The organism is Paenibacillus oceani, from assembly GCF_014705615.1.
Lineage (GTDB): Bacteria > Bacillota > Bacilli > Paenibacillales > NBRC-103111 > Paenibacillus_AB > Paenibacillus_AB oceani.
The window spans coordinates 75,436-101,320 of record NZ_JACXJA010000005.1 but is presented as its reverse complement, the minus strand read 5'-3'; the positions used below and the strand labels follow the sequence as shown (position 1 = coordinate 101,320).

The following is a 25,885-nucleotide window of genomic DNA, read 5'->3' as shown; positions in this document are numbered from 1 at the left end:
GAGGGCCAGACCGTGACGCCTAGATTGCTTGAAGTGCAAGGATTGAAAACGGAGTTCAGACGCGATGGCGGCAGCGTAATGGCGGTGTCCGGCGTTGACTTTCATATAAATAAAGGCGAAGTATTGGGCCTGGTCGGCGAATCCGGCTGCGGTAAAAGCGTAACCTCCTTATCGATCATGCGGCTGCTCAAGGATACGCCGGGACGGATCGCCGGAGGCGCGGTCCGCTTTCAAGGCACCGACTTGACCCAGTTGAACGAAAAGGAAATGCGGCGGTTTCGCGGGAACGAACTTGCGATGATTTTCCAGGAGCCGATGACCTCGCTGAACCCGGTGCTGCGTATCGGCCTTCAATTGGAAGAGCCGATTATGCTGCATCTCGGATACAGCCGGAAGCGCGCTCGGGAGCATGCGATCCATACGCTTAAGCTGGTAGGGATTCCGCGCGCCGACGAAGTGATGAACGATTATCCGCACCAGTTGTCCGGGGGAATGAGACAGCGGGTGATGATCGCGATGGCGATGGCGTGCGGTCCGAAGCTGCTGATCGCCGACGAACCGACGACGGCGCTGGATGTGACGATTCAGGCGCAAATTCTCGATCTGATGAAACGGTTGAAGGAAGAGCAGGAGATGGGCATGCTGCTGATCACGCACGACCTGGGCGTCGTTGCCGAGATGTGCGACCGCGTCGTCGTCATGTACGCCGGACGGGTCGTCGAAGAAGCGTCGGTGACCGACCTGTTTGAGCGGCCGCAGCATCCGTATACGAAAGGCTTGATTCATTCTGTACCGAAGCTGCGGCAAAAAGTCCGGAGGCTTGAGTCCATCCCGGGCAACGTCCCGGATTTGAGCGCGATGCCCAAAGGCTGCAAATTCGCGCCGCGTTGTCCGCACGTGATGGAGCGCTGCCAAACGGAGGAGCCGCAGCTGCTGCCCCTCGCAGAAGCGGCGGACCGCAAAAGCCGCTGCTGGCTGACGGAGCCGGTTCAGGAAGGAGGGAGAAGCGAATGAAAGAGACGCCACTTATCGAAGTCAAAGGGCTGCAAAAGTCGTTTACGATCAAAAAAGGCTGGTTCGGTGTTACCAAACATCTGAAAGCGGTGGACGGCATCACATTCGCGATCCGCAAAGGAGAGACGTTCAGTCTGGTCGGCGAGAGCGGCTGCGGCAAGTCGACGACGGGCCGGCTGATCACGCGTCTGCTGAAGCCTAACGGCGGCGAAGTATGGTTTAACGGGCACAACATCAGCGATTACACCGATAATCAGATGCGGCCGCTGCGCAAAGATATGCAGATGGTATTCCAGGACCCGTACGCTTCGCTGAATCCCCGGATGAAAGTGAAAGAGCTTGTCGCCGAGCCGCTGCTCATTCATACGAAGCTTGGCACGAAGGAACGGGACAAGCTGGCGCATGAGCTGCTGGAGACGGTAGGTCTTAGCAGCTTTCACGCTGAGCGTTACGCCCATGAGTTCAGCGGGGGCCAGCGGCAGCGGATCGGGATCGCACGGGCGCTGTCCGTCCGTCCGAGCCTGATCGTGGCGGATGAACCCGTATCGGCGCTCGACGTGTCTATCCAGTCGCAGGTGCTGAATCTGCTGCAGGATCTTCAGGAAGAGTACGGACTGACGTATTTGTTCATCTCTCATGATCTGAGCGTAGTCGAGCATATTAGCGACCGAATCGGAGTTATGTATCTGGGTACGCTGGTGGAGACGGCCGAGAAGGACGTGCTGTACGATCGTCCGCTTCATCCGTATACACAGGCGCTGCTCTCGTCCGTGCCGGTACCCGATCCGAGCCTGAAGAAGGAACGGATTATTCTGAAAGGTGATCTGCCAAGTCCGGTCGATCCGCCGTCCGGCTGCAGGTTCCATACCCGATGCCCGTCCTGCATGGAGATCTGCAAGGTGAAGGAGCCGGTGTTCAAGGAAGCGGAGCCGGGTCATCAGGTCGCCTGTCATTTGTACGACGAAGAGATTATGAGAACGGCCAAATAAGGCTGCCGATACAGCCGGTATTCCACCATCACTGTTGAAGAAGGGATTGCCCATGTTGATTACTATCGATAAAGCCGGATCGTCGGACGTTCTCCTGTATCCGGCGTATGCCGGAGAAACATTCCCGTATCCGCTCAGCGAAGCGCGGAAGCGGCCGGGAACGATGACGTGGCTGTACAGCCGGACGGAAGGCGAAACGGATATGCTCTCCGCAGGAATGGGGGAGCGGAGCCGGTCGACGCTGGAGCGGGTACGTCGTGCAGGCGGAGCCTCGGCCCGCTCTTTGCTCCTGGAAGGGCGCAATGCCGGGACGCTTGTCGGAAGCCTGGAGCCCCTCGCGGAGCGAGAGATCGGTCGCAGCAAGGAAGTGGCGGCGGAATGGCTGCAAGCGTGGATCGAAGGCTGGTTGCTTGGCTTATACCGGTTCGACAAGTACCGGGGCGTGACGAAGCTCGTCGGGGAAGTCCGCCTGAACCTCCAGTCGGAAGATTGGAACGGGCTTACGCTGGCGGAGCTGGATGAGGTGATCCGGATCGCCGCCCATCGCGCGGAAGGAGCCAACCTGACGCGGGATTGGGTGAACGAGACGCCAGGGGCGTTAAACCCGGATACGTTCGTCCAATGGACCGAGGAGCTGTTCAAGGACAAGCCGGTCGGCATCCGCATCTACCGGGGGCAAGAGCTGGCCGATCGAGGCATGAACGGCCTGCTGACCGTCGGAGCCGGGAGCTTGTATGCGCCGGCGCTGATCGAGCTTACGTACGATGGACTGCCCGGCTCCGAAGCGCCTACGCTTGCGCTGGTCGGCAAAGCGATTACCTTCGACATGGGTGGCATGAATGCGAAGACGGGCCGCGATATTAGCGACGCCCGGATGGATATGGGCGGAGCGGCGGCCGTCATCGGAGCGATGGACATCCTGGTCCGGCAGCGCGCCGGGACTCGCGTCACCGCTCTGATCGCCGTAGCGGACAATTTGCCGGACGCACGCTCTACGCTGCCGTCTTCCGTCATTACGTATCCGAACGGCTTGACCGTTCAGGTGGCGAACACCGACGGAGAAGGCCGCCTCGTGCTGGCTGACGCCTTAATCCATGCAGCCGGACTTGGCGTGGCGCAGGCGATCGACATCGCTACGCTGACCGGCAACGTCGGCGACGCGCTGGGTCTCGGAATCGCCGGGATCTGGGGCGATACCGCGATGACGCGGACACTGGTGGAGATCGGCGAGCGCAACGGCGAGCGGCTGTGGCCGATGCCCTTGATGGACGACTATGAATCGGAGCTGAAAAGCCATTATGCCGATCTGCGCAACGTAGGCACTTCCACGCTTGCCGGAGCGATTGTCGCGGCGCTGTTCATCCGCCGTTTCGTCGCCGAGCCGATGAGCTGGGTTCATATCGATATGGCCGGTACGGTGCAGTACAAGCAAGACGTCGGGTACGCCGAAGCCGGGGCTACCGGTTACGGGGCCAGACTGCTTGCGGATTATGCCGTACAATATGCCCGTCAACATAAATCGGACAATCGGGAGATTTCGTCATGAAATTAGAAGTGATCGCCACTTGTATGGAAGATGCGCTTACAGCGGAACAGAACGGCGCCGACCGGCTGGAATTGATTACGGCCGTTACCGAAGGCGGATTGACGCCCGGGATAGGCCTCGTTCAACAGGTGGTCCGTTCGGTAAGCATACCGGTTCACGTGATGGTCCGGCCGCACAGCCGCTCTTTTGTATACAGCAAGCACGATCTGGATACGATGATCGCGGAGATTCAGGCGATTGCCGCCGCGGGAGCGGCCGGCATCGTAGTCGGCTCCTTGACGTCCGAAGGCGTGATCGACGAAGCGGCGCTTGAGGCGATGCTTCCATGGGCCGCAGGGATGCAGGTCACCTTCCACCGGGCGTTCGACGAGCTGGAGGATCAGCTGGCCGGATTGCAGACGCTGCTTCGTTATCCGGCGATTACCCGCGTACTTACGTCAGGCGGACCGAAGCCCGCTCCCGAGTCGGTTCCGGCTATACGCAGCCTGGTTGAGGCGACTGGGGGTACGACGCTGCGGATCTTGGCCGGCAGCGGACTGACGCTGGACGGAATTGAAACGTTTATTGAACAAACCGGGGTGAGCGAGGTGCATTTCGGGTCGGCGGTGCGTTATGGCCGCTCCTCGTTGTCTCCGATCGATCCTGTACAGCTGAAGGCTTTATCCGACAGCCTTCTTAGATTCGGCTGATCATAGATTTGAAAAAAGGTGAATCATTTGCATACCAATGAACAATACGTAGTCGGGATCGATCTGGGCGGTACGAAAATTGCCGCCGCTTTGTTCGATTCGAAAGGCGAGATTCTGGGCCGCGAGCGAATGGAGACGGCGAATGCCCGTACGGCGCAGGAAGTCGTGCAGCGGATGATCGATATGATCCGTTCCGTATCCGAAGGATACCCGTTGTCCGGTGTAGGGCTCGCTTCTCCGGGTGCGGTGAACAGCAAGGAAGGGATCGTGCTCCACGGCACGAATTTGCCGGAGTGGGAAAACGTTCCCCTTAAGAAATGGATGGGCGAAGCGCTCGGCGTCGACGTGCAGGTCGTGAACGACGCGAATGCGGCGGCGTGGGGCGAATATGTGCGAGGCGCGGGCAAACAGTCCGAGAACATGGTGTACGTGACATTCAGCACGGGGATCGGAGCGGGAATCGTACTGGACGGCAAGCTGCTGCTCGGGACGACTTCCTTCGCCGGCGAGCTGGGCCATAATATCATCGAACCGCACGGGCCGGAGTGCATATGCGGCAACAAAGGCTGCTGGGAAATGTACGCATCGGGCACGGCGATCCGGGATTCGGCGGTGGAGCTGATGCGCGGCAGAACGTCTGCGATTGCGGAGCTGGCTGCGGCACGGGGTGAAGCGGTGTCCGCCAAGCATGTGTTCGAGGCGAGCAGGCAGGGCGATCCGGTTGCCGCCGAAGTGGTGGAGCGGGCGGTATCGTATATGGCGATCGGCCTTGCGAACGCGGTGCATACGTTTAATCCCGACCGGATCGTCATCGGGGGCGGCGTCAGCAAGGCGGGAGATATGCTTTTTCCGGTCCTGCGGGCCCAGACAGAGAAACATATTATGAAGCCGTATCTCGGCACCTATGACATTGTGCCGGCTGATCTCCGGGACGATGTCGGACTGATCGGCGCAGCCGCTTTGTTTCATCGGGCGTAACGGCACTGGTAACTACGGAAACGGAGGATGGCCGCATGAGTACGAGGGAGCAGAGAACCCGCTGGTTTTTGCAGGACCGGTTCGGCATGTTCATCCATTGGGGACTGTATTCGATTCCCGCCAGAGGGGAATGGATTCAGGGCAACGAGCGGATGAGCTACGAGTTGTACAAAACGTATTTCGACGAATTCGACGCATCGCGTTATAATCCGAAGGAATGGGCGAAAGCGGCGAAAGCCGCCGGACAAAAATACGCGGTGTTGACGACGAAGCATCATGACGGCTTCTGCCTGTTCGACAGCAAGCTGACCGACTTCAAGGCGACCAACACGCCGGCCGGCCGTGATCTTGTCCGTGAATTTGTCGACGCCTTCCGCGAGGAAGGGATCGCGGTCGGGCTGTATTATTCGATCATCGACTGGCATCATGACGATTATCCGGGCTACGGGGACAAGGCTCATCCGGACCGGGACAACGAGGCGGCGAAGGACAAACCGATCGATTTCGATCGTTACTTGACCTACATGCACGGTCAGGTAAAAGAGCTGTTGACGAACTACGGCAAGATCGACATCATGTGGTTCGATTTCTCCTACGACAATATGACCGGCGAGAAATGGAAGGCGACGGAGCTCGTCCGGATGATCCGTTCCATCCAGCCGGATATTATTATCGATAACCGCTTGGGCGGCAATATCCGGGCGGCGGAGCCGGAGGAATATGCGGGCGACTTCTTCTCTCCCGAGCAGATCATTCCGCCCGGAGGCATCGTCGACGTGAACGGCAAGTCCGTTCCTTGGGAAGCGTGCATTACGCTGAACGATCATTGGGGATACGTGTCTACGGACAAAAACTACAAGTCGGCCCAGCAGGTTATCCGCACGCTGGTCGAGTGTGTAAGCAAAAACGGCAATCTGCTGTTGAACGTCGGACCGGACGCCAAAGGCGAAATCAACAAGGAATCGCTGGACGTGCTACGCGAAGTCGGAGAATGGCTGCATCTGAACGGCGACAGCATCTACGGCTGCGGCGCGGCCGACAAGCCGAAGCCGGAGTGGGGGCGGTATACCCAAAACGGCAACAAGCTGTACGCTCACGTTCATGATCGCGGCATCGGGCCGATTTATTTCGAAGGCTTAAAAGGCAAAATCGCGAAAGCGAGACTGCTTCGTGACGGTACCGAGCTGAAAGTGGAGACGCCTTGGATGGCCGAGGAGTATTCGGACATCGACAGCGGCGCTTTCATCACGCTGGCGGGAGCCAAGCTGCCGGATGAGCGGGATACGGTAATCGAGCTTCATTTGAAATAAACGTCGAGTTTCATAGAACGTGCAAAAAAGACACGGCGATATGGCCGTGTCTCTTTTGCGAACTCATTCAGGACAATGAGCGCTTCGTCTCACAACAAAGTTCCCTTATTTCGGAGCATCGGCGGAAGCGATTGAGCGGTTCGCTCCGCTGCACGACGCAGTTGCAATCATCTTGCATCTCCTGATGCAACCGACATCAAGCATTAACACATCGTGGCAGGATTGGAAATCGAGAACCGGTTATCATTGGCCGAAGCGTTTCACACGACTTACTCCAGCTCCCGCTTCATCTCGGTAATATGCTCGCTTGCGCCGCTCACAAGCAGGCGGTCCCCCACATGAATTTCGGTCGAGCCGTGCGGGATAATAAACGACTGTCCGCGGTAAATCCGGAGAACCAGCGTGTTGCCGAGAAACGGCATGTCCCGCAGAAGGGTGTTATGATAGGCCGGATTTTGTACGACCGCTTCCTGAATGGAATCGTCATGCTGGGTGATCAATCGCACAGCGCTCGGCGAGTCGATCAATCCTTTCAGTAATAAACGCGTGGAGTATAGGGTGGAGAAAACGGTGAACCCTTCCTCCTGCGCCTGCTCCATCGTTTCGGGATCTTCCATGCGCACGATGATACGTCCGACCCCTAGTTTTCGGGCATGGCGTGCAAAGAGCATATTCAATACCTCGTCCATGGAACCGCACACGATAATGTCCGCAGCGAAAGCGCCTTTCCGGTCCAGAGACGCTACATCCAACATCTGTACTTCGGTCAATGGGAACCGGCTGTACTGCTCTTCCTTGGATTCCAGACCGGACGGATGCGCGCTGAACAGCTCGACCGTGTACCCTTCGTTCATCAAATCTTGCGATACCGGCAGCGTGACATGATTCGCCCCGATGATGGAGATTTTCGGCTTGCTCTTCTCCCGCTTTGGAACGAGGCGATTAAACAGGATCGGCGAGATGAAGCAGGTCAAGATCGCTACCAGGATAAGCGCCCCATGGATCGAATCGTCGATGATGCCGATTTCGAGCGCTACCGTAGCCGCCGCGATTACGAGACTGAGAGTCGACGACAGCAAAATTCCGGACGCCAGCGATTCCTTCCAGCTGAACCAGTACCGCAGTACGAGAGCGGGGACGATCTTGGAAAGGTAGATGGCGATTAGCAGAACCGGAATAAACAGCAGTATTTTCCAGTTCTGCAGCAACTCCCACAGGTCCAGCTTAACACCGACCATCACGAAAAAGATCGGGATCAAAAATCCGTAGCCGAACGACTCGAGCTGATGAACGAACGATTTATCCGGCAGCAGCAGGGAGATGACGACGCCTGCCAAAAAGGCGCCCAAAATATTTTCTACCCCCATATTTTCCGATAACACGACAAAGATCAGAATTAATGCAAAGACGCCGCGCGTTCCGAGTTGGGACGTTCCCCGCAGCAGCGCATCCGCAAGCTTCCCTTTCATGAACCGCCTGAGCAGGAAATACACGATCACGACGAGAGCGAAAAATACAAGCAGAAGCGCCATTCTTCCGACAGACTCGCTAAGCATGCTGATGTATACCGCGAGCATAATCATCGTGACGAAATCGGCGATGACGGTGACAAGCAGCAGCGTTTGGCCAAAAGGCGCGTCGATCAGCTTTTGCTCTTTGAGAACGGGAACTACGACACCGAGCGAAATCGTTGCGATAATGATCATCATCAAGTAAGGCTCAGACACGAAGCCGATGCTCATCAGTCCGAAGCCGAGGCCGTATGAAACGGCCATAATACCGCAAAAAACGATCAGGGAGGCGGCAAGCGGGCGGGGGCCGCCCTTCGTTTTTTTGTTGCGACCAAGCTGGCTGAAATCAATTTCCAAACCGCTCAGAAACATTAAATAAATCAGTCCGAACATCGATAAGAGCTCCAGCCACGGATCGTCGGCGATCAGGTTGAGACCGCTTTTACCGATGAGCAACCCGGCCAGTATTTCGGCGACTACGACCGGAAACGTTTTAAGCCGGAGTTTGTGCAAAATGATCGGGATGAAAAAAGCGATTGCGACAACGAGCGTTAAAGATCCAAGCGACGTATGTCCTTCCAACAACAGTTCCCCCTATGCAGATTCATATGACAAGCTTTGTTTCATCGTTCTTTACCCGGCTGTCCCGTATCATCAGGGAAACAGCATTCACGGTACCGACTCAGAAATCGGAATGCCGGCATCTGCGGATGAGGCGTATCGGGGACGCTTCGAAACGAATGGTTTCCACCATCATAGCCTAATGCGACTGTAAGGATCAATCCTTTCCATACAAATAGCCGTGTATACGACATATAAATGAAGGGGAGTATCGCCCATCTGGACGAACGGATGAAATGGGTACAAAGACCGCTGCCCGTCCGCATTGCAGAACTTATAATAAAAGTTACAGGTGAAATCCGTTTTCGTAGCGGAGTCTCAGGTATTTGGGCATTTCTTCGATCAAGCCGGACTTCGCCGTTGCGATCGGGCAGCTTGTTCATTTGCGGAAGCTGGAGCAGGATGGAGTTACCCTGTCGAATCTGGAATTTGTGCGAGGCTGCGGCAAGTTGCAGGAGCTCGTATTGAATAACGCCGCGGTCCGGGATATGTCGGCTGTGGGTGAGTTGGAGAGCCTCCACACCTTAAAGATGAGCGGCTGTCCCGACGTCGGGAAGCTGGAGGAGGTTGCCCGGTCGAATTCATTGAAAAAGATTATGGCTTCGTTCCAGCAATTTGCGCTGCTGAAGGACCGTTTTGACCGGAAAATCGATTTCTCCTCGATGAGCGGAAATATGACGGACGAGGAGAATAAGATCTGGTATGAGTATGTGGATCGTGCCGTGAAGTAGGGGACGCGCGTTAATATACCGGACTTCGAGTCCTCGCAGGTGATAATTTGAAAAATACGCACGTTACAGGAAAAAAAGCTGACACCGTACAGGAACGGTCGCCAGCTTTTTTTCTTCCTTCTAAAGGCGATCGAGCAAGAACTCTATTAGTGCCCTTGGGAGCTCGACAAAGTGCTTACTCGTCCGGCTGAAGTCACAGCAATGCATTCTAATAATCGGAAACCGCCATCGCCATCCTCACTCGGACCTTTTCTTCGGGTTGCCCGCAAAACTTCTTTGCGCCCGAGCCACGATCCGTTTCGTTGCTTTTGTATCCGAAACTTCCAGCCAGTCGCTGCAGATGCGGATGACCCAATCTGGATTTGATTTACCGGCGTCATTCAGCCAATTGCCTACGGAATCCTGCACATACTTGACCGGATCCGATTGGACCGCTTCCAGCAGCGACAGCGCGATCCCGGGATTGACCTTCAACTCGGCAATATGTTTGGCCCAAACGCCTTGAGGACGGGTCGCTTCGATTGCGAATCGCCGAATATGGGCATCCTCGTCATGCACCCAATCGTTTAAAAGGCGAAGCGCCTGCGATAAATCCCTGGTAATCGGCTCCCTGACGGCCATCCAGGCGATCTCGCGTACGCCAAAGTGATGATCGGCGGCAAACGGGCGAATACCGGCCAATTGGTGTTCGAGCGAAAGCTTCCGATCCAGTCCGATCATATACGCAGCCCAGCATCGTACACTGTCCGAGCGATGCGTAGACAGTAGACCGAAGATTCGGCCGGCTTCCTCCTCCGGCAGACGCTCCATCAAACCAAGCCATTCCTTCGCAAGTGCGGGTATAAGCTTCATAATTTTCTTATCCACGACTTGTTCCAGCCCATCCCTCATCATATCCTGATCGCGCACTAATCCGAGCTCGGCAAGAACATGTTGAAGCAGGGCCGTATGATCGACGGCGAGCCATTCGGTCAAGTTTACTGTCTCCAGCTGACCCCGATTCAGCAGCTCGATCACCTGCTCCGGAATGTCTCCGGCTTTACGGGCTCCTTTACGCTCCAGAAGCGTTGCGCCTTCAAGCTTAGTATCTGCATTGTTCAAACCGGCCAGTCTCCTGTTCTTCATGATCACGCGGCACCTTCTTATTCTCCCTATCTCATCGTGGAGCTGTACCTACGATAACTCATTTTCGCAAGGAAAGATGTAAGGCAGGTTACAACTCCTAATGTTTGTTCAAAGCAAACAACTTCTCACGTTGGATGGAGATTGTTTTGAAGCCGGTCTTGATCACCTTTTGTTCCGACAGCTCGCGCAAAGCTACCGTCACCGCTTCCCGGCTCGCACCTACCCTATTCGCAAGGTCCTGATGGGACAAGGGGATATCGATCCTGCAATACTCTCCTTCATTTTGATAACCGAACTGCTCGGACAGCATTACGACCGTATGCAAAATTTTCTGGTGCAGATTGCCGAGAGCCAGATTGAAAGCGAGGCTGCTCAAATGAGCCAGGCGATCGCTCAACACTTGGATCATGTTCATCATAAAGCGCGGCCGCTGCAACAAATAGCTCTCGAAACGCTCCGTATCCATCATACAAATATCGCTTTCCTCGACCGTTTCAATGAACAACCCGCGAGTTCCCAGCGAGATGCCCTTCATTTCGCCAAATACATTTCCTTCGCTTAATAGATCTAGCGTGAACTGCTTCCCGTCGGGACTCAGCCGGTACAACCGGACTTTCCCTTTTTTCACGAAGTATAACCGTTCGGTAAACGTTTCGGGCGTTTGAATAAAAGTATGTTTTGGAACCGTAGTGATGGAAGTGAGCTCGTCCATTTCGGTCAGATCTTCCGTAGATAGCGAACGCAGCAAATTAAATTGCGACAAATACTCGATTTTATCCATGGTTCCTCCTGTTCCCCGTCGGTCTGTGCTGCTATTTACTCACGATTATATCATTGTTGTTTGCAGCCCGTAATCCAATGAATGGAATACTGGCGTCCCGTAAGGTACAATGAACAGACTGGATGGGAGAGGACGGGGAGTCTATGAATCGGGTTTACGGATATTGGATCTTCGGGGCGCTGTTGGCCGTACTGGTGGCGGCGGCGCTGCTTATTTACTTTGGCCCGGAGCAAAACGAAGGCCGGGTGCCGGAACGTCAGCCGAGCCGGTTAGGACAGGAGGCCGGGGAGCCGCAGCAGGGAGCCGGAGCTGAATCGGCAAAGCCGTTTTCGCTTGTAACAACGTTCAGGGGCGATCCGAAAACGAGCCGCGCCTTCACCTGGCATACGGCAAGTACGGAAGCGGCTTCCGTCCTCCAGGTAGTCCAGGATACGGGGAACGCTTCATTTGAAGGGTCCGGGGTACGCACGTTCCAGGGAACGACGACTATCCTCGAGCTGATCGACGGTTCGTCCCAAGGCGTGCACAAAACGGAAGCGGTCGGCCTGGAGCCGGGTACGGGATACAGGTATCGGGTCGGAGACGGGAGTACGGAAGGCTGGAGCGAGCCAGCAGCTTTTACGACGGAACCGACGAAAACCGAAGCGTTCACCTTCCTGAATGTCACCGATTCGCAAGGGGTGACGGAGCGTGACTTTGAACTATGGAAACGGACGCTCGACAAAGCGTTCGGGCAGTTTCCCGATGCGGCGTTTGTTGTACATAACGGCGATCTGACCGAAAATCCGGAAGATCCCGAGGCTTGGAAACATTTACTAGGAAAAGCGCGTCCTTGGGTAGCGAGTTATCCGCTAATGCCTGTCACCGGAAACCATGAAGAGGTGGATAAAAAAGCGGATGCGTTTGTCTCACATTTTATGGTGCCGGATAACGGCTCGCCCAGCTCCATTCCCGGGACGAGTTATTCGTTCGACTACGGTCCGGTCCATTTCGTTATGCTAAATTCGGAGTCGAAGGTAAAGGATCAGGCGGCGTGGCTCGAAAAGGACTTGAATGCAAGCGATAAAGCGTGGACGATCGTGTCCATTCACCGTCCGGCTTACGGCGGAAATCAGGATAAATCCGTGCTGAAGCATTGGGTGCCGGTGTTTGACAAGTACGGCGTCGATCTTGTACTGCAGGGCCATAATCACGAGTATTCCCGCTCGTATCCGCTTCAGGAAGGGCGGATCGTCGAATCCGGAGGCACCGTTTATGTGACCCTCAATACGTCCGGTCCCAAATTCAACAAGAAAAAGGACGACCAGTTCTATCACCGGGTTCATTTTCAGAACGGCAATCAGATGTTCGCCGCCATCCGCATTCAGGGGGATACTTTGTCCTACCAGGCTTACGATGTGAAGGGAGAACGGCTGGACTCTGTCGATATTCCGCGGCAATAGCGGGAGACTCCAAGTATGCCTGGCTAACCGCTTATAAGGGAATTGGGAGATGAAGTAGAGGACAGGACCGGAGAAAACGCGCCGAAAAGGGCGTTTTTTCCCGTTAGGACCGTTTGCAGCAAAGCATTTTCGAAAAAATGAATCCTTTTGGCCCAAATCGAAGTATTATAAGTTATAATACAAAACATGAAATCGCAGGAGGTTCGTATGGGGATATTGTCGCGATTTAAAGATATTATGGCAAGCAATATTCAGGCCTTATTGGAGAAGTCCGAAGATCCGGAACAAGCGGTCGATGCGTTCATGCGTCAAGCGCACGTCGACCTGGGTCAAGTCAAGGCGGAGGCGGCCTCGGTTCTGGCCGACGAGCGAAGAGCGAAGCGGGCGCTCGATGAATGTACGGAGGAAATCGCCAAGCTGCAACGTTATGCCGAGAAGGCCGTGGAGGCCGGCAGCGATGCCGACGCCAGAAAGTTTTTGGAGAAAAAAGCGCCGCTCATCGAGAAATCGGCCCGGCTGCAAGTTTCATACGACTTGGCGGCTGCGAACGCGGCAAGCATGAAGCAGATGAAGGACAAACTCGAATCCGACATTAGCGGGCTGGAACAGCGCCGTCTTCAGTTGAAGACGCGAATGGCGGCGGCCAAAGCGCAGCAGCGAATCAACGAAGCGGGCTCGCCGGTCGGAGGCCGCGACGGGTCGGCGTTCGATAAGCTGGAATATCAGGTCAACAGCGCCTACTATGAAGCTATGGCTGTAGCCGAGCTCCGGGGAGAACAGAAGGAAGATATCGACGAATTATTCGCCGAGTTCGAGAAACAGACGAGCGCAGGCACGAAGGCGGCAGAGGAACGGGCTGTCATCAAGGAGAATGAAAAGCCGAACGAGTAACAGTCTCTTCGCGCATGAGGTGAACAGATGCAGGTAATCGACTACAAGTGCCCAAACTGCGGCAGCGGCATGGTGTATGACAGCGAATCCGGGATGTTGTCTTGTCACAGCTGCGGCCGGCAAGACAATATTGAGACGCTGCCCGATCCTCTTGCTGCGGCGAACCCGACGTTTACCGGGGATGAGGCCAAAGAATATCACTGCAACAGCTGCGGCGCCGTCATCTTGACGGAAGCGGAGACGACCGCTACGACATGCAGCTTTTGCGGCTCCGGCGTCGTGCTTGGCGACCGGTTGACCGGCAAGCTCGCTCCGGCCCAGGTCATTCCTTTCGCGATTAGCAAGGAAGAAGCGATGACCACGTTCCGGAAATGGTGCCGAAACGGCCTGCTGACGCCGAAAGGGTTTATGACGGCGGATCGGATCAAAGGGATCACCGGCATCTATGTGCCGTTTTGGCTGTACGATTTGAATAATCAAATCGAGGTCCAGGCGAAAGCGACCAAAGTAAAAAGCTATACCCGAGGCGACTACCATATTACGGAAACGTCGCATTTCGATGTGTACCGGAACATCCGGCTGAATTACGTAAAAGTGCCGATCGACGCCGCAGCGAAAATGAATGACGAGCTGATGGATAAATTAGAGCCGTTTCCATACAATCAGCTGAAATCGTTTAAAACGCCGTATCTTGCCGGTTATATTGCAGAAAAGTACAGCTATACCGATAAGGAGCTGTTCCCGCGGGTTAAAGAAAAGATCAGTTCTTATATCGATGCTTACATACAATCCACGATGAGCGGATATTCGAGCGTGAACTATACGAACAAGCAGATCGATACCCGGTCGGTCCGTGCCGACTATGTGCTGCTTCCGGTATGGGTTGTCCATTACGACTACAACAGGCTGGAGCATACGTTTGCGATGAACGGGCAGACCGGCAAAGTCGTCGGCAAGCCGCCGATCAGCAAGGCGAAGGTGACCGCCTGGTTTGCCGGCATATCCGGGATTTCTCTGCTGTCCCTGAAGCTGATCTCCTGGTCGATGGGAGGAGGATTCTGGTGAACAGAACTAGAGCGACTGCGTTCGCCTTGATGTTCCTCGCCTTGTTCGCGGCGTTTGCTCTGGTGGCGATACCGGGCGAAGCGGCTGCACAGGTTCAGAAGCCATTGATCTATGACGAAGCCGGGCTGCTGAACCCAGAACAAATCGGCAAACTGACGGAGCTGGCGAGCGTATACGGGGGCGAGAGAGAGACCGACTTTCTGATCGTCACCTCCAAAAACGCCGATAATGGCGACGTAAAGAAGATGACGCAGGACTTTTACGATCAGCATGCGCCCGGTTACGACAAGCCTCACGGCAATGCTGCCATTTTAATGCTGGATATGCGCAATCGCGAAGTGTATCTGGCCGGTTTTTATAAAGCGAAGGAATATTTGGACGACGGCCGGCTGACGAAAATACGTACCAAGATTACCTCGGATTTGACGAGCGGCGATTATGAGCTTGCTTTCGAGACGTTTATTGCGACTGCTCATCGCTATATGGGATACCGGCCGGGCGTGAATCCGGACAACATCTTGTTTCAGTTCTGGTTTCAGTTGACGGTGTCGCTTGTTCTGGCGGGAGTCGTCGTGGGGATGATGGCTTATCATTCGGGCGGCCGCGTTACCGTAACCCGGCAAACGTATGAGGATGCCGGCACCTCAGCTATTCTGGACAAAAACGACCGGTACCTTCATACGACGACAACGAGACAGAAGATCGAGAAGAAAAGCGGCGGCTCGGGCGGAGGCGGAGGCGGCGGAACTACCGGAGGCGGCCATTCGCATAGCGGCAGCAGAGGATCATTTTAACTTGAAGGAGATGGAACGGCGATGGTTTTTTTTAGCAACCAGTTTGCAAATGTGGTGGAATGGGAAGAGTTTCGCGAGGATATGATTTTCTGGAAGTGGAGCAACCGGGAAATCAAGAAGGGGAGCAAGCTGATCATACGTCCCGGTCAAGACGCGATCTTCCTGCATAACGGCAAAATCGAAGGAATCTTCGAAGAGGAAGGGGAGTATAACGTCGCTTCGCAGATTATCCCGTTTCTATCGACTTTGAAAGGATTCAAGTTCGGCTTCAACAGCGGGATGCGGGTAGAAGTGCTGTTCGTCAATACGAAGGAATTTACCGTGAAATGGGGAACGCAAAATCCGGTAATGATCCCGACTCCCCAGCTTCCGGGCGGCATGCCGATTCGCGCCAACGGCACGTTTAATTTTAAAGTAAACGACTATGTGACGCTAATCGATAAGGTGGCCGGGGTCAAAAACAGCTATCTCGTGGAAGACGTCAAAATCCGGATCACGTCCATGCTGGATCAACTGCTTATGAAGTGGATAAGCCGGGAAGGCAAAGATATGTTCAACCTGCAAGCGAATGCGTTCGATATTGCCAAGGGCATCCGCGAAGATCTGGATATGCAGGTGTTGGATATCGGTATGACGATCACGGGTTTTAACGTGATGAGCTTTAATTATCCGAAAGAAATTCAGGATATGATTACGAAAACGGCTTCCCACGAGATGGTCGGCAATTTGCAAAAATATCAGCAAATTTCCATGACGGACGGCATCGCCTCGGGCAACGTGAAAGGCGGAGGGGCCGCTGCGGATATGGCCGGTATGATGATGGGCATGAACATAGCGAATGAAATGATGAAAAATATGAATCAAGACCAGAAGCCGCAGACAGAGGGGAATGCTGCTCCCTCTTCTTCCGGAAGCGGCCAAAAGCCGAACTTCTGCCCGAACTGCGGCACGAAAAACGAAGGCGCGAACTTCTGCGGCAATTGCGGGCAGAAGCTGGGGTGATAGAGGCGGCTGCGACAGAAAAGAGGCTAGCCCAACAGGCATTCGAATTTTTGAGCCCTGCTTCGAACCGATTTTCTTGAGAAAAAGGACCTCAGTCTCCACGTTTACCGTGGAGATTGAGGTCCTTTCTGTTGGAAAGTGGGAGGTTCCCCTGACGTGTCGGCCGCGGAAAACAGATAACGGAAGTGTTACTTCCGGATTAAATTCGGAAGCTGCAGTTTTGCCTCGTAGAACGTTTAATGGCAATTTGTCAATGTAGTAAACTATTAACAATTTGAAGGTCCCCACCGATAATATAAAAAAAAGGAAAGATAGGTGGGAAATGGTGTGGAGCGACTTAGAGAAATTTTTAGTAACTTTAGGAGAACAACATTTTGTCGTTTTATGGACGACGTCCTCAAGCTGATTTTAATCATTTATTCGTTTGGACTTATTGGATTTGCGGATTTTGATGCAGCAAAGGAAATTGTAATTGCCAAAATCGTAATTGCGGCGTTAATGGTCTTGTTTTATTTTATCAAGTATTTTCATTATACCAGAGTTTTTATTATGGGCTTCGCAGCACAGCTTATGCTGCATCACATACTTACCCAACGACCGGACTTATCCACAGCAGCGGCAGCTGAAATCATCAAGTTCGTTCTTGTTGTGGCAACGGATCTTTTTGCTCTTGTCCTTTTTTGTTCTGTGCTGATGTCAGTTAAAGTGTTTTATCCTTTGAGTAAATTCGTTTTTTATTCCATGATTGCATTACTAACCCTTTTATTTCATTTTTCGCTGGAAAGCTTCGATTGTCTGGACCTCGTTTCGACATTCGAAGAATATAAGGCATGTAAGAAGGACTACGGCTATCTTGAAGCGTTCAGCGTTAGTACATTGAATATTTTTGTGATCTACATTTCGGTTTTCGAAGCATTATCCAATGTCGCGGTATTTTTAGCGAAAAAAAGAAAGAGAGAGCCGAACAGTCCTGCCGAACAGGGCTGAATGCGAAAAGACCGTATAAAACCATTGCGCGGGCTCAAACGGTCTTTTTGCGTCTTTAAGGGGATAGGGGGCGGAAACGGTGAAAATGGCATTGAAGTAATTTATCGAATATGATAAGAGAATAACAGAAAGGACGGAGTGACCACTTGCCCATGAATCATAAGCCTAATCGGTTGATCGCCGAAAAATCGCCGTACCTGCTCCAGCACGCATACAACCCGGTACAATGGTACCCTTGGTGCGAAGAAGCTTTCGAGATCGCGAAGCGCGACAACAAGCCAATCTTCCTATCGATCGGCTATTCTACTTGTCATTGGTGCCACATTATGGAAAAGGAATCGTTCGAAGACAAAGAAGTCGCTTCGATCCTGAACGACCATTACATAGCGGTCAAAGTAGACCGCGAGGAGAGGCCCGATGTCGACCACTTGTATATGTCCGTTTGTCAGGCGATGACCGGGCAGGGCGGGTGGCCGTTGACGGTGATCATGACGCCGGACAAGAAGCCGTTTTTTGCCGGGACGTATTACCCCAAAAACCGCAAGTACAACCGGTACGGTCTGATGGATCTGCTGCCGCAGCTTGCGGACAAGTGGCGGGAGGATCGCACCCGGGTGGAGGAGATCGGGGAGCAGATCGTTGAGGAGACGAAAGCGCGGATGCTTTCCAATTTGCAGGGCGAGCTGAACGAGCAGACGCTGGACAAAGCGTTTCAGCATTATACGCAGACATTCGACGAGACGTATGGCGGGTTCGGCACCGCCCCGAAGTTTCCGGCTGCTCATAACTTGTCGCTGCTGCTCCGATATTACAAGCGGACGGGGGAGAAGCGGGCGCTCGACATGGTCGAGAAGACGCTGGACGCGATGCACCGCGGCGGGATGTACGATCATATCGGCTACGGATTTGCCCGTTACTCGACGGACGAACGCTGGCTGGTTCCGCACTTCGAGAAGATGCTATACGATAACGCACTCCTGGCGAACGCTTACTTGGAAGCGTATCAAGCGACCGGCAACCGCCGGTACGCTGAGGTCGCAGAGCAGATTCTTACGTATGTGCTGCGGGATATGACCGATTCGGAGGGCGGTTTTTATTCCGCGAAGGATGCCGATTCGGAAGGGCGCGAGGGCAAGTTTTACGTCTGGAAACCGGAGGAGATCGCTGAAGTGCTCGGCGCCGAAGACGGGGAGTTGTTTTGCGAGCTGTTCGATATTACGGCCGAGGGCAATTTTGAAGGAGACAATATTCCCAATTGGATTACGCAAATGCCGGATTCGTTCGCGCGCCGGAAAAACATCGACGTCTCCGAGCTGGAGAGCCGGGTGAGCGAATGGCGCCGGAAGCTGTTCAACCATCGCGAGAAGCGGATTCATCCGCACAAGGACGATAAAATTTTGACGTCCTGGAACGGACTGATGATTGCGGCGCTAGCGAAGGGGGCCAAGGCGTTAAACCGTCCGGCTTACCGGGATGCCGCGCAAAAAGCCGAGTCGTTCTTAGGGTCCAAGCTGCGCCGGGAAGACGGAAGGCTGCTGGCGAGGTACAGAGACGGGGAAGCGGCTTATCCGGGCTATGTCGACGATTATGCGTTTCTGATCTGGGGGCTCCTCGAGCTGTATGAAGCGACGTTCGACCCGGATTACTTGCACAAAGCTTCAGGGCTCGCCCACGACATGCTGGAGCTGTTCGGGGACCGGGAGAAGGGCGGATTGTTTTTCTACGGGCACGACGCAGAGCAGTTGCTCATGCGAATGAAGGAAACGTACGACGGCGCGATGCCGTCCGGCAACTCCGTCGCCGCCTACAGTTTGCAGCGCTTGTCCAAATACGTCTACGACGCCGTCCTGTCGCAACAAGCCGACGAGCAATTGCAAACGTTCGCCGGAGCGGCCGACCGTTACCCGGGCGGACATTCGATGCTGCTGACCGCCCTGGACTTTGCGGTAGCCCCTCAGATGGAAATCGTCATTGCCGGCGATCCGGCACGGGAAGATACGAAGCAGATGCTCGAAGCCGTACGGCAGCGGTTTTTGCCACATGCGATCATCATACTTATCCCGGATGGAGTGGAAGGCGAGAGAGTAAGGGCGGCGATCCCGCTCGTTGCGGACAAAAGGGCGCTCGGCGGCCGGGTGACGGCTTACGTGTGCGAAGGTTTTTCGTGCCAATCCCCTACAGGCGATCTGGAGGAGCTGGAAGCTCTGCTGGACGGAGTCGCGGAAGACTGGTAACCGCCTGACGTCTAACAGCTGAACGACCCGACCTAAGTTTCTCTGCGGTTAGGTAAGCTTAATCAATACTCTACATGATACAAAAATCCGCTCTGCACGCTGATAACAGCACGCGGAGCGGATCTCTTTTACTTCTTCCCATCGTCTCCCGAAGCCAGATCCATCCCCATCAAAATGCCCACGATCGTCACGCCCTGGGGGTTCTTCATGCGTTTGAACCCGTACGGGGCAAAGCCGAGCTTGTCATAAAACAAGATCGCGCGAGGGTTCGTATGATGGCAGACGAGCAGCAGCCTCGGCACGTTCAATTCATCTCGCGCTTTGTCGATCATCGTGCGGATGAGGCAGCCCGCCGCCTCGGTACCCCGGTGCTCCGCCGCTACGATGACGTTGCCGAGATGGCAGTGACGGCCTTCCTCCCAGCCGTAAAAGTTGGCGAATCCAACAATAACGCCGTCAATCGTGACGACGGTCGGCCGCCAGCGCATTCTCACGGCCGCATCGAGCTGCTCCGGAGTAAGCGGGTAAGCTGCGGAAGGGAACATGAAATACAGCTCCTCCTCGGTTTGCGGTAACGAACAGATTGCCGGATAGTCGGCAGGCACCGCCGGTCTGCAACTGTACATGGTTGATACCTCCATGCCCCGCTCGGGGGTATTTGTATTGAGTATATATCGGGCGAACCAGGCAAGTACGCCAAAAGTGCAGTCAAACAATGCCAAAAATTGCAGCGGGTAAAAAGAGACTGTACCAAAAGTCGCTTGCGATTTTGCGCAGCTTCAACTCGGCATTCCTCGATAAAAAGAACCTCAGCTTCCACGTAACAATGGAATTTGAGGTTCTTTCGATTGGAAATGGGGACACGCCAGATCGTGCAGGCACTTTTGGGACATCCCCATAGCTCGAATCGCGGTACGCGCGCCTCTTTCTTATTTTTGCGACAAAATCGCATTCCAGACGTCTGTCGTCTCGTACCCTAACCGCCAAGCGGCCACCCCGGCGAGATCGTACTTTTTGGCGATCTCTACGCGGGCTTTGACGGTTTCTTCGTTTTCCAGCCAAAATACGTATTTGTATTCGCCTTCGGTATATTCGACCTTATACTGACCGAATTGCGGGTCCCATACGGACACGGCTTTTTTGGATTCGATGAGAGCGGGCAAATCTTTCATATAGATGGCGCGGTTGCTCTCGAGCGCTCCGGTAGCGGAGTTGATTTTCCACTCTCTCACATAAAACGGAATGCCCATCATCAGCTTATCCCGCGGAATCCCGTATTCGAGAAACTCCTTCACACCTTCCTCGACCCAGGCGAGTCCCGCTACGGAGCCCGGCTTGTCGCTGCCGGAGTAATGATGGTCGTAGGTCATTGTAATAATGTAATCGACGATGCCCCCAAGCTTCTCGTGGTCGAAGGCGGTTTGATGGTTCCATTTGACGCTGCCTCGGGGCAAGTCGATCGAGATTTTTAATCCTTTGGCGTGAGCCGCAGCCGTAAGCGATTCGATAAAGGCTGTGAAAGCTTTGCGGTCTTTGCCGGATAAATTCTCGAAATCGACGTTGATCCCGTCCACGCCCAGATCGGAGGAACGGCCCACAAGAGCGGCAATGAACTTCTGCTGGGCGGCCGGATTCGCGAGAAATTGGGTCGTCAGCGTCGAATTAAACTGATTGGCTACGAGCGGATGGACTTCATGGCCTTGACTTTTCAGCCAGGCGACGCTTTCCTTGTTCGACATATCTTTCAAGTTCCCGTCCGCATCCTCCAGTTGGAACCAGGTCGGGGAATCGACATCGAGTCCGGCGGTCGTCTGCACTTGCTTCTTGATCGTGTCGGCGGCCGAGGAGCCGTTCCAGCCCCAGAACAGCAGCTTGCGGAAATTGTTCCAGATACGGTCCCCATGGTACGTCCGGATCGAGATGTTCTTGTACCACTGGGCGTACTGGAGCGCCTCGCCGATCGTCTTGAATTCCGCAACCTTCTCGTTGCTTTGATAGACTTGATAGTATGGATAATTATTCCAAATTTCCTTGCCGTCCGTCTTGATGGAAATATGTAAAAACCATTGGGCATAATAAATCGCATCGTTGATGCTGACGAATTCGTTGATCAGATTATTGCCTTGGTACACTTTGTATTTGCTTTCGTTCGAATAGACGGTTTTTTTGCCGTTCGAGTTGTCGACGACGATCGAGTTGGACCATTTCAACGATTCGTTCACGGCGTCTTCCAAATAAGCAAACTTCCATTCTTCCTTCGTTTGCCCTTTCTGGTACACTTGGTAAACGGCGGCTCCTTCTCTGGCTTTCTGCTTGTCGGCGGCCGAGAGGTTGTCCCATACCCATTGGTTCGTCTCCAGATCGATGACGTGAGCGTTCAAGTAATACGTCGCTTCCTTGATCGCATCGTTCAAATTGGCGAACTCCCAAGTGTCGAGCGTAATCCCGCCCTGGTACAGCCGGTAGCGCGGGTAGTTGTTCCACACCCAGCCGGTGGACTGCATATCGCGGATCGACGCGTGGCCGTAATACTGGGCAACGGCTTTGGCCTGCTCCAGCGTAGCGAACTCCCAACCGGGGAGCGATACGTCATACTGATAAAGTTTGTAACGCGGGTACGTGTGGTGGACCCAGTTCCTCGTCTCGATTTCCTCGACGTAGCTGTGGGTGAACCAGTTGGCGTAAGCGATCGCTTGCTTCAGATCGGAAAACTCGGATAATGCGGCTTCGTTCTGATACACGCGGTACTTCGTCGTCTTGTTCGGGGCGGCGCCGGCCGTAAAAGGAGCAGCCAGCATAAAAACCGACACGAGCAAGGCGGCAATCCATCTTTTCCCTGTCATCTCTCGACCTCTTTCTCTCGCAATCTCGCACTATATCAGACGCCGCAAAACGGAAATAGTTGCGAGATTTCAAAAAAGAAGAGAAAGCGCGAAAAACGCCCCGATGAATCGGGGCGTCAACCACTTCAGCCGGCTGGCGGCTACTCTTTAATTCTGCAGAACATTTCGTCTTCGACGTCGAGCTCCAGATCACTGCGGAATACGCGGCGGTCGTAATGGCTGAGCATGTACCGCTCGATCGCTTCCAGCATATTCGCTTCGACGATATATTGGGAACGGCCGTCGATCGTAACCTCAGCGGAAAATCCGAGACTCTCGTCCCATTCCAGCTGAACGTTAACTTGCGCCGGTTGAACGCCTTTGCGTTCGGCCATATGCGTACAGATCGCGTTAATGATCTCTTGTTCGTTTAATATCATTCTTGGAATCTCTTCTTCGTTTTGTTACGGTCGCGGAAGTACACGTACACGTAACGGATTAGTACGATCAGCGCGACGATCGCCATCACGTTAATCAACAGTCCGAGAATATTGCCGAGGAAGCCCATGCCTCCGAACAATCCGCCGAACAGCATGCCGGCCAGACCGCCGATCATCAAGCCTTTCATAAAGCCGCCGCCGCCGAAGAGGCCGGGTTTTGCAGCTCCTGCGGTAGCAGGGGTAGTCGGATTCGTCGTCGATTTGCCCGGATCGGTCTTCGTCGCATTGTCGGTCGGCGAATACGATTTATTGCCGGACTTATAACTGCCGCCTTTTGGTTTGGCATCTACCGACTCCACACCGCTGAATGCTACGAACAGCAGGCTAGCCATCAGTACCAGCATCCATTTTTTCATTGTAATTACCCTCCTGTGGAAAGCGTTTAAAATTTGCACTGCGTTATGTACTACGAATAGCCTGGGCATCGGTTTCGCTTTTTATTAACTTTTTTTAATGTTTTTTAAATATTTTTTCGGCAGAGCCGCCGAGAGGAACGGATGCCGGATGAAAATCTGCCAATTGTAGAGTTCAAAACCATCGTGATATAATATAGGGATGGAATCCAACTTAGAAGTGAGAGGCGGTGGCCGGCGTGTATCCCGAAGCTTACGTCGAATACCTGATTCATTTCCATGCGGATCGCGACTTGTTCGAGTGTCACGAAATATTGGAGGAATACTGGAAGGAACACCCTCACGATCCGAGAAGCAAAACCTGGGTCGGGCTTATCCAAGTGGCTGTTGCGCTGTACCACCACAGGCGGGGCAACCGGAGAGGCGCCGTGAAGATGTTGGCGGCGTCGCTGCTCAATACGGATGATCGTCATCTGCAGTCGCTGGGTATCGATGCGCCGGCATTTCGCGAGCAAATAGGGCGCAAGCTGGAGGAACTATCCTCGGATGATGCGATTCCTTTCACCGATATGGATTTGCCGCTTACGGACGACGCTTTACTCGCATTGTGCGAGAACGTATGCAGGGAGCGGGGACTCGTCTGGAGGCAGCCGAGCGATTCGGCCAACCGTTATCTGATTCACAAACATACGCTGCGCGACCGGAGCGACGTGATCGAAGCCAGGCAAAGGGAGGCTGAACGGAGACGGAACGCAGCCATTCAAGCGGAAGGGTGAGTGGATGAACGCCAGGCTGGAACAGCAAATCCGGTTCATACTGGAGATTGACAAGCTGAAGCAGATTTATCGCAAAAGCCGCATTATCGGCAAGGAGCGGTTCGAGAACGACGCGGAGCATACGTGGCATCTGGCGATGATGGCGATGATGCTGCATGAGCATGCGAACGAACCGAAACCGGACTTGCTGAAATCTTTGAAGATGCTATTGATTCACGATCTCGTAGAAATAGACGCCGGAGATACGTTCGCCTACGACGAAAAAGGGCTCGAAGGCAAATATGACCGCGAAATGGCGGCGGCGCAGCGCATATTCGGCCTTCTGCCGGACGACCAGAGGCAGGAATGCATCGCGTTATGGGAAGAGTTCGAAGCGAGGGAGACGAGCGAGTCGAGATTCGCTTCCGCCGTCGACCGGCTGCAGCCGATGCTGCTTAATTTCGAGAATGAAGGACAGTCGTGGAACGAGCATGGCATCACAAGCGACCGGGTGCTGGCCAGAAACCGTCAGATCGGCGAAGGAGCTTCGGAGCTGTGGAGTTACGCCGAGCGACTGGTCGCCGAAGCTGTCGAAAAAGGTTTTATTGCAAAGTAAGCTGCAGCCCTTTGCAGCGCGAAACTCATACTGACACAGGAAGGACTATTGCGATGAAAAGACTGCTGGATCAAATTATTGAATTCAACCGTTCCTTTGTGGAGCAAAATATGTTCGAACCATATATGACTTCTAAATTTCCCGATAAAAAATTCGTCGTGCTGACGTGTATGGATACCCGGCTGATCGAGCTGCTTCATGCCAGCATGAACATCAAAAACGGCGACGTCAAAATGATTAAATCCGCAGGCGGAGTCGTATCGACCGCTTTCGGCGGCATTATGCGCAGTATTATTGTTGCGATTTACGAGCTCGGGGCGGAGGAAGTGCTCGTGATCGGCCATTACGATTGCGGGATGAGCAACTTAAATCCACAGCGGATGAAGCAGAAGTTTCTGGAGAGAGGCATCGAGGAGAGAACGCTCGAAATTTTGGAGAACTCCGGCCTTCATATCGAAAGATGGCTTCGCGGCTTCGAAGACGTTAGCGAGAGCATTAAAAGCAGCGTCAGCCTGATCCGCAACCATCCGCTAGTGCCGAAAATTCCGGTCCATGGCCTGGTGATCGATCCGAAAACCGGCAAGCTGGACGTCGTCGACGCTGGCTACGAGCTGACTGAACAGCCGAAATAAAAAAAGAAAGAGGCTTCCGGGAATTTAGCACGATTCCGGTTAGCCTCTTTTTTGCTGTGGCATTGCCGCTGTCGATTAGAAACGGTTTGCGGCGGACGTGCGGCGGTCGATCACTTTCATGGACGGATTGTAGGTTTGCGCGCTGCTTTTTAGTACGAAGTCTCCGGCACCGCCGCGCTTGTCGACAAACAGCCGTTCTTCGAAATACACCTCGTGTCGAGGGTCGTAAAAGATCGTAAACACATTGCTGCGCGCCAGCATGTCGTCTTCCTCCGGACTGTCGACGAGCCACAGAGCGGCTACTCCGTTAACGGCGCATCCGCAGCCTTCCGTATCGTAGGCAAGCTTGATCGCGCCTGCCGCGCTTTTGGCAAAATACGTATCCCGTATATGAGCGGCGGCTTCATCGGTAAATTGGATGTTCATCTCGTTCCCCTCCCCTGTTCGGTGCCGTATGACCGTTTATTATACCATACAGGAGGGCCGGGGCCCAAAGT

The 25,885-nt window shown here is 54.1% G+C and carries 25 protein-coding genes; 17 read left to right on the top strand and 8 right to left on the bottom strand.

Annotated features, from left to right (window positions below; translation table 11 throughout):
* Positions 1 to 12 precede the first annotated feature (12 nt).
* The 6 genes from IDH45_RS04025 to IDH45_RS04000 are packed head-to-tail and all read left to right on the top strand — an operon-like array spanning position 13 to position 6,526.
* Entirely contained in the window at positions 13 to 1,014 is a 1,002-nt protein-coding gene (locus IDH45_RS04025; protein WP_190924940.1) for an ABC transporter ATP-binding protein, read from the top strand.
* A complete protein-coding gene (locus IDH45_RS04020) occupies positions 1,011 to 2,003 on the top strand; it encodes an ABC transporter ATP-binding protein (protein ID WP_190924938.1) in 993 nt (330 codons plus the stop codon). Before IDH45_RS04025 ends, IDH45_RS04020 begins: the two co-directional genes overlap by 4 nt.
* 52 nt (positions 2,004 to 2,055) lie before the next feature.
* Positions 2,056 to 3,549 (top strand): M17 family metallopeptidase, encoded by a 1,494-nt coding sequence (locus IDH45_RS04015; RefSeq protein ID WP_190924936.1) that lies wholly within the window; start codon positions 2,056 to 2,058, stop codon positions 3,547 to 3,549.
* Positions 3,546 to 4,238: a copper homeostasis protein CutC gene (locus tag IDH45_RS04010; RefSeq protein ID WP_190924934.1), complete on the top strand. Its 693-nt coding sequence runs from the start codon at positions 3,546 to 3,548 to the stop codon at positions 4,236 to 4,238. The genes IDH45_RS04015 and IDH45_RS04010 overlap by 4 nt, the downstream gene beginning before the upstream one ends.
* Positions 4,239 to 4,265: 27 nt before the next feature.
* On the top strand, positions 4,266 to 5,216 hold the full coding sequence (locus IDH45_RS04005; protein WP_190924932.1) for an ROK family protein: 951 nt from the start codon (positions 4,266 to 4,268) through the stop codon (positions 5,214 to 5,216).
* Positions 5,217 to 5,251: 35 nt separating this feature from the next.
* Positions 5,252 to 6,526, top strand: a complete 1,275-nt coding sequence (locus tag IDH45_RS04000; RefSeq protein ID WP_190924930.1) for an alpha-L-fucosidase — start codon at positions 5,252 to 5,254, stop codon at positions 6,524 to 6,526.
* Between the two features lie 269 nt (positions 6,527 to 6,795).
* On the opposite strand, the gene IDH45_RS03995 is transcribed toward IDH45_RS04000, so the two are convergent.
* Positions 6,796 to 8,619 carry a monovalent cation:proton antiporter family protein gene (locus tag IDH45_RS03995; protein ID WP_190924928.1) on the bottom strand — a complete coding sequence of 608 codons (1,824 nt, stop codon included), beginning with the start codon at positions 8,617 to 8,619 and terminating at the stop codon, positions 6,796 to 6,798.
* Between the two features lie 365 nt (positions 8,620 to 8,984).
* On the opposite strand from IDH45_RS03995, the gene IDH45_RS03990 reads away from it, so the two are divergent.
* Positions 8,985 to 9,389: a hypothetical protein gene (locus IDH45_RS03990; protein WP_190924926.1), complete on the top strand. Its 405-nt coding sequence runs from the start codon at positions 8,985 to 8,987 to the stop codon at positions 9,387 to 9,389.
* 237 nt (positions 9,390 to 9,626) lie between these two features.
* On the opposite strand, the gene IDH45_RS03985 is transcribed toward IDH45_RS03990, so the two are convergent.
* Both IDH45_RS03985 and IDH45_RS03980 read right to left on the bottom strand, forming a co-directional pair.
* On the bottom strand, positions 9,627 to 10,514 hold the full coding sequence (locus IDH45_RS03985; RefSeq protein ID WP_190924924.1) for a DNA alkylation repair protein: 888 nt from the start codon (positions 10,512 to 10,514) through the stop codon (positions 9,627 to 9,629).
* Between the two features lie 97 nt (positions 10,515 to 10,611).
* The gene (locus IDH45_RS03980) at positions 10,612 to 11,295 is read right to left on the bottom strand and encodes a Crp/Fnr family transcriptional regulator (protein ID WP_190924922.1); all 684 of its coding nucleotides are present in this window, start codon (positions 11,293 to 11,295) and stop codon (positions 10,612 to 10,614) included.
* A gap of 143 nt (positions 11,296 to 11,438) precedes the next feature.
* On the opposite strand from IDH45_RS03980, the gene IDH45_RS03975 reads away from it, so the two are divergent.
* The 7 genes from IDH45_RS03975 (at position 11,439) to IDH45_RS03945 (ending at position 19,710) form a co-directional block, all read left to right on the top strand.
* The gene (locus IDH45_RS03975; protein WP_190924920.1) at positions 11,439 to 12,737 is read left to right on the top strand and encodes a purple acid phosphatase family protein; all 1,299 of its coding nucleotides are present in this window, start codon (positions 11,439 to 11,441) and stop codon (positions 12,735 to 12,737) included.
* A 207-nt stretch (positions 12,738 to 12,944) separates the two neighbouring features.
* Positions 12,945 to 13,628 carry a PspA/IM30 family protein gene (locus tag IDH45_RS03970; protein ID WP_190924918.1) on the top strand — a complete coding sequence of 228 codons (684 nt, stop codon included), beginning with the start codon at positions 12,945 to 12,947 and terminating at the stop codon, positions 13,626 to 13,628.
* A gap of 27 nt (positions 13,629 to 13,655) precedes the next feature.
* On the top strand, positions 13,656 to 14,693 hold the full coding sequence (locus tag IDH45_RS03965) for a TFIIB-type zinc ribbon-containing protein (RefSeq protein WP_190924916.1): 1,038 nt from the start codon (positions 13,656 to 13,658) through the stop codon (positions 14,691 to 14,693).
* The gene (locus IDH45_RS03960) at positions 14,690 to 15,487 is read left to right on the top strand and encodes a TPM domain-containing protein (RefSeq protein ID WP_397326967.1); all 798 of its coding nucleotides are present in this window, start codon (positions 14,690 to 14,692) and stop codon (positions 15,485 to 15,487) included. The genes IDH45_RS03965 and IDH45_RS03960 overlap by 4 nt, the downstream gene beginning before the upstream one ends.
* Positions 15,488 to 15,508: 21 nt before the next feature.
* Positions 15,509 to 16,489: an SPFH domain-containing protein gene (locus IDH45_RS03955; RefSeq protein WP_190924914.1), complete on the top strand. Its 981-nt coding sequence runs from the start codon at positions 15,509 to 15,511 to the stop codon at positions 16,487 to 16,489.
* Between the two features lie 327 nt (positions 16,490 to 16,816).
* Entirely contained in the window at positions 16,817 to 17,476 is a 660-nt protein-coding gene (locus tag IDH45_RS03950; protein WP_190924912.1) for a hypothetical protein, read from the top strand.
* A 146-nt stretch (positions 17,477 to 17,622) separates the two neighbouring features.
* Positions 17,623 to 19,710: a thioredoxin domain-containing protein gene (locus tag IDH45_RS03945; protein WP_223836365.1), complete on the top strand. Its 2,088-nt coding sequence runs from the start codon at positions 17,623 to 17,625 to the stop codon at positions 19,708 to 19,710.
* Between the two features lie 128 nt (positions 19,711 to 19,838).
* Here the strand turns inward: IDH45_RS03945 and IDH45_RS03940 are convergent, their stop codons facing one another.
* From IDH45_RS03940 to IDH45_RS03925, 4 genes are all read right to left on the bottom strand, one after another.
* Positions 19,839 to 20,336, bottom strand: coding sequence for a GNAT family N-acetyltransferase (locus IDH45_RS03940; RefSeq protein ID WP_190924909.1), 498 nt, complete (start codon positions 20,334 to 20,336; stop codon positions 19,839 to 19,841).
* Between the two features lie 303 nt (positions 20,337 to 20,639).
* Positions 20,640 to 22,553, bottom strand: coding sequence for a glycosyl hydrolase family 18 protein (locus IDH45_RS03935; protein WP_190924907.1), 1,914 nt, complete (start codon positions 22,551 to 22,553; stop codon positions 20,640 to 20,642).
* Positions 22,554 to 22,693: 140 nt separating this feature from the next.
* A complete protein-coding gene (locus tag IDH45_RS03930; RefSeq protein ID WP_190924905.1) occupies positions 22,694 to 22,972 on the bottom strand; it encodes a YxcD family protein in 279 nt (92 codons plus the stop codon).
* Positions 22,969 to 23,388 carry a hypothetical protein gene (locus IDH45_RS03925; RefSeq protein ID WP_190924904.1) on the bottom strand — a complete coding sequence of 140 codons (420 nt, stop codon included), beginning with the start codon at positions 23,386 to 23,388 and terminating at the stop codon, positions 22,969 to 22,971. The genes IDH45_RS03930 and IDH45_RS03925 overlap by 4 nt, the downstream gene beginning before the upstream one ends.
* 227 nt (positions 23,389 to 23,615) lie before the next feature.
* Between IDH45_RS03925 and IDH45_RS03920 the strand changes: the two genes are divergently transcribed.
* Genes IDH45_RS03920 through IDH45_RS03910 form a run of 3 tightly spaced genes read left to right on the top strand, consistent with a single transcriptional unit; the run spans position 23,616 to position 25,388 of the window.
* Positions 23,616 to 24,161, top strand: a complete 546-nt coding sequence (locus IDH45_RS03920) for a DUF309 domain-containing protein (protein ID WP_317891139.1) — start codon at positions 23,616 to 23,618, stop codon at positions 24,159 to 24,161.
* Between the two features lie 4 nt (positions 24,162 to 24,165).
* Positions 24,166 to 24,756 (top strand): HD domain-containing protein, encoded by a 591-nt coding sequence (locus IDH45_RS03915; protein WP_190924902.1) that lies wholly within the window; start codon positions 24,166 to 24,168, stop codon positions 24,754 to 24,756.
* Between the two features lie 53 nt (positions 24,757 to 24,809).
* Positions 24,810 to 25,388 carry a beta-class carbonic anhydrase gene (locus IDH45_RS03910; RefSeq protein WP_190924901.1) on the top strand — a complete coding sequence of 193 codons (579 nt, stop codon included), beginning with the start codon at positions 24,810 to 24,812 and terminating at the stop codon, positions 25,386 to 25,388.
* 75 nt (positions 25,389 to 25,463) lie between these two features.
* Here IDH45_RS03910 and IDH45_RS03905 read toward each other — a convergent pair whose 3' ends face one another.
* On the bottom strand, positions 25,464 to 25,814 hold the full coding sequence (locus IDH45_RS03905; RefSeq protein WP_190924899.1) for an iron-sulfur cluster biosynthesis family protein: 351 nt from the start codon (positions 25,812 to 25,814) through the stop codon (positions 25,464 to 25,466).
* Positions 25,815 to 25,885 lie beyond the last annotated feature (71 nt).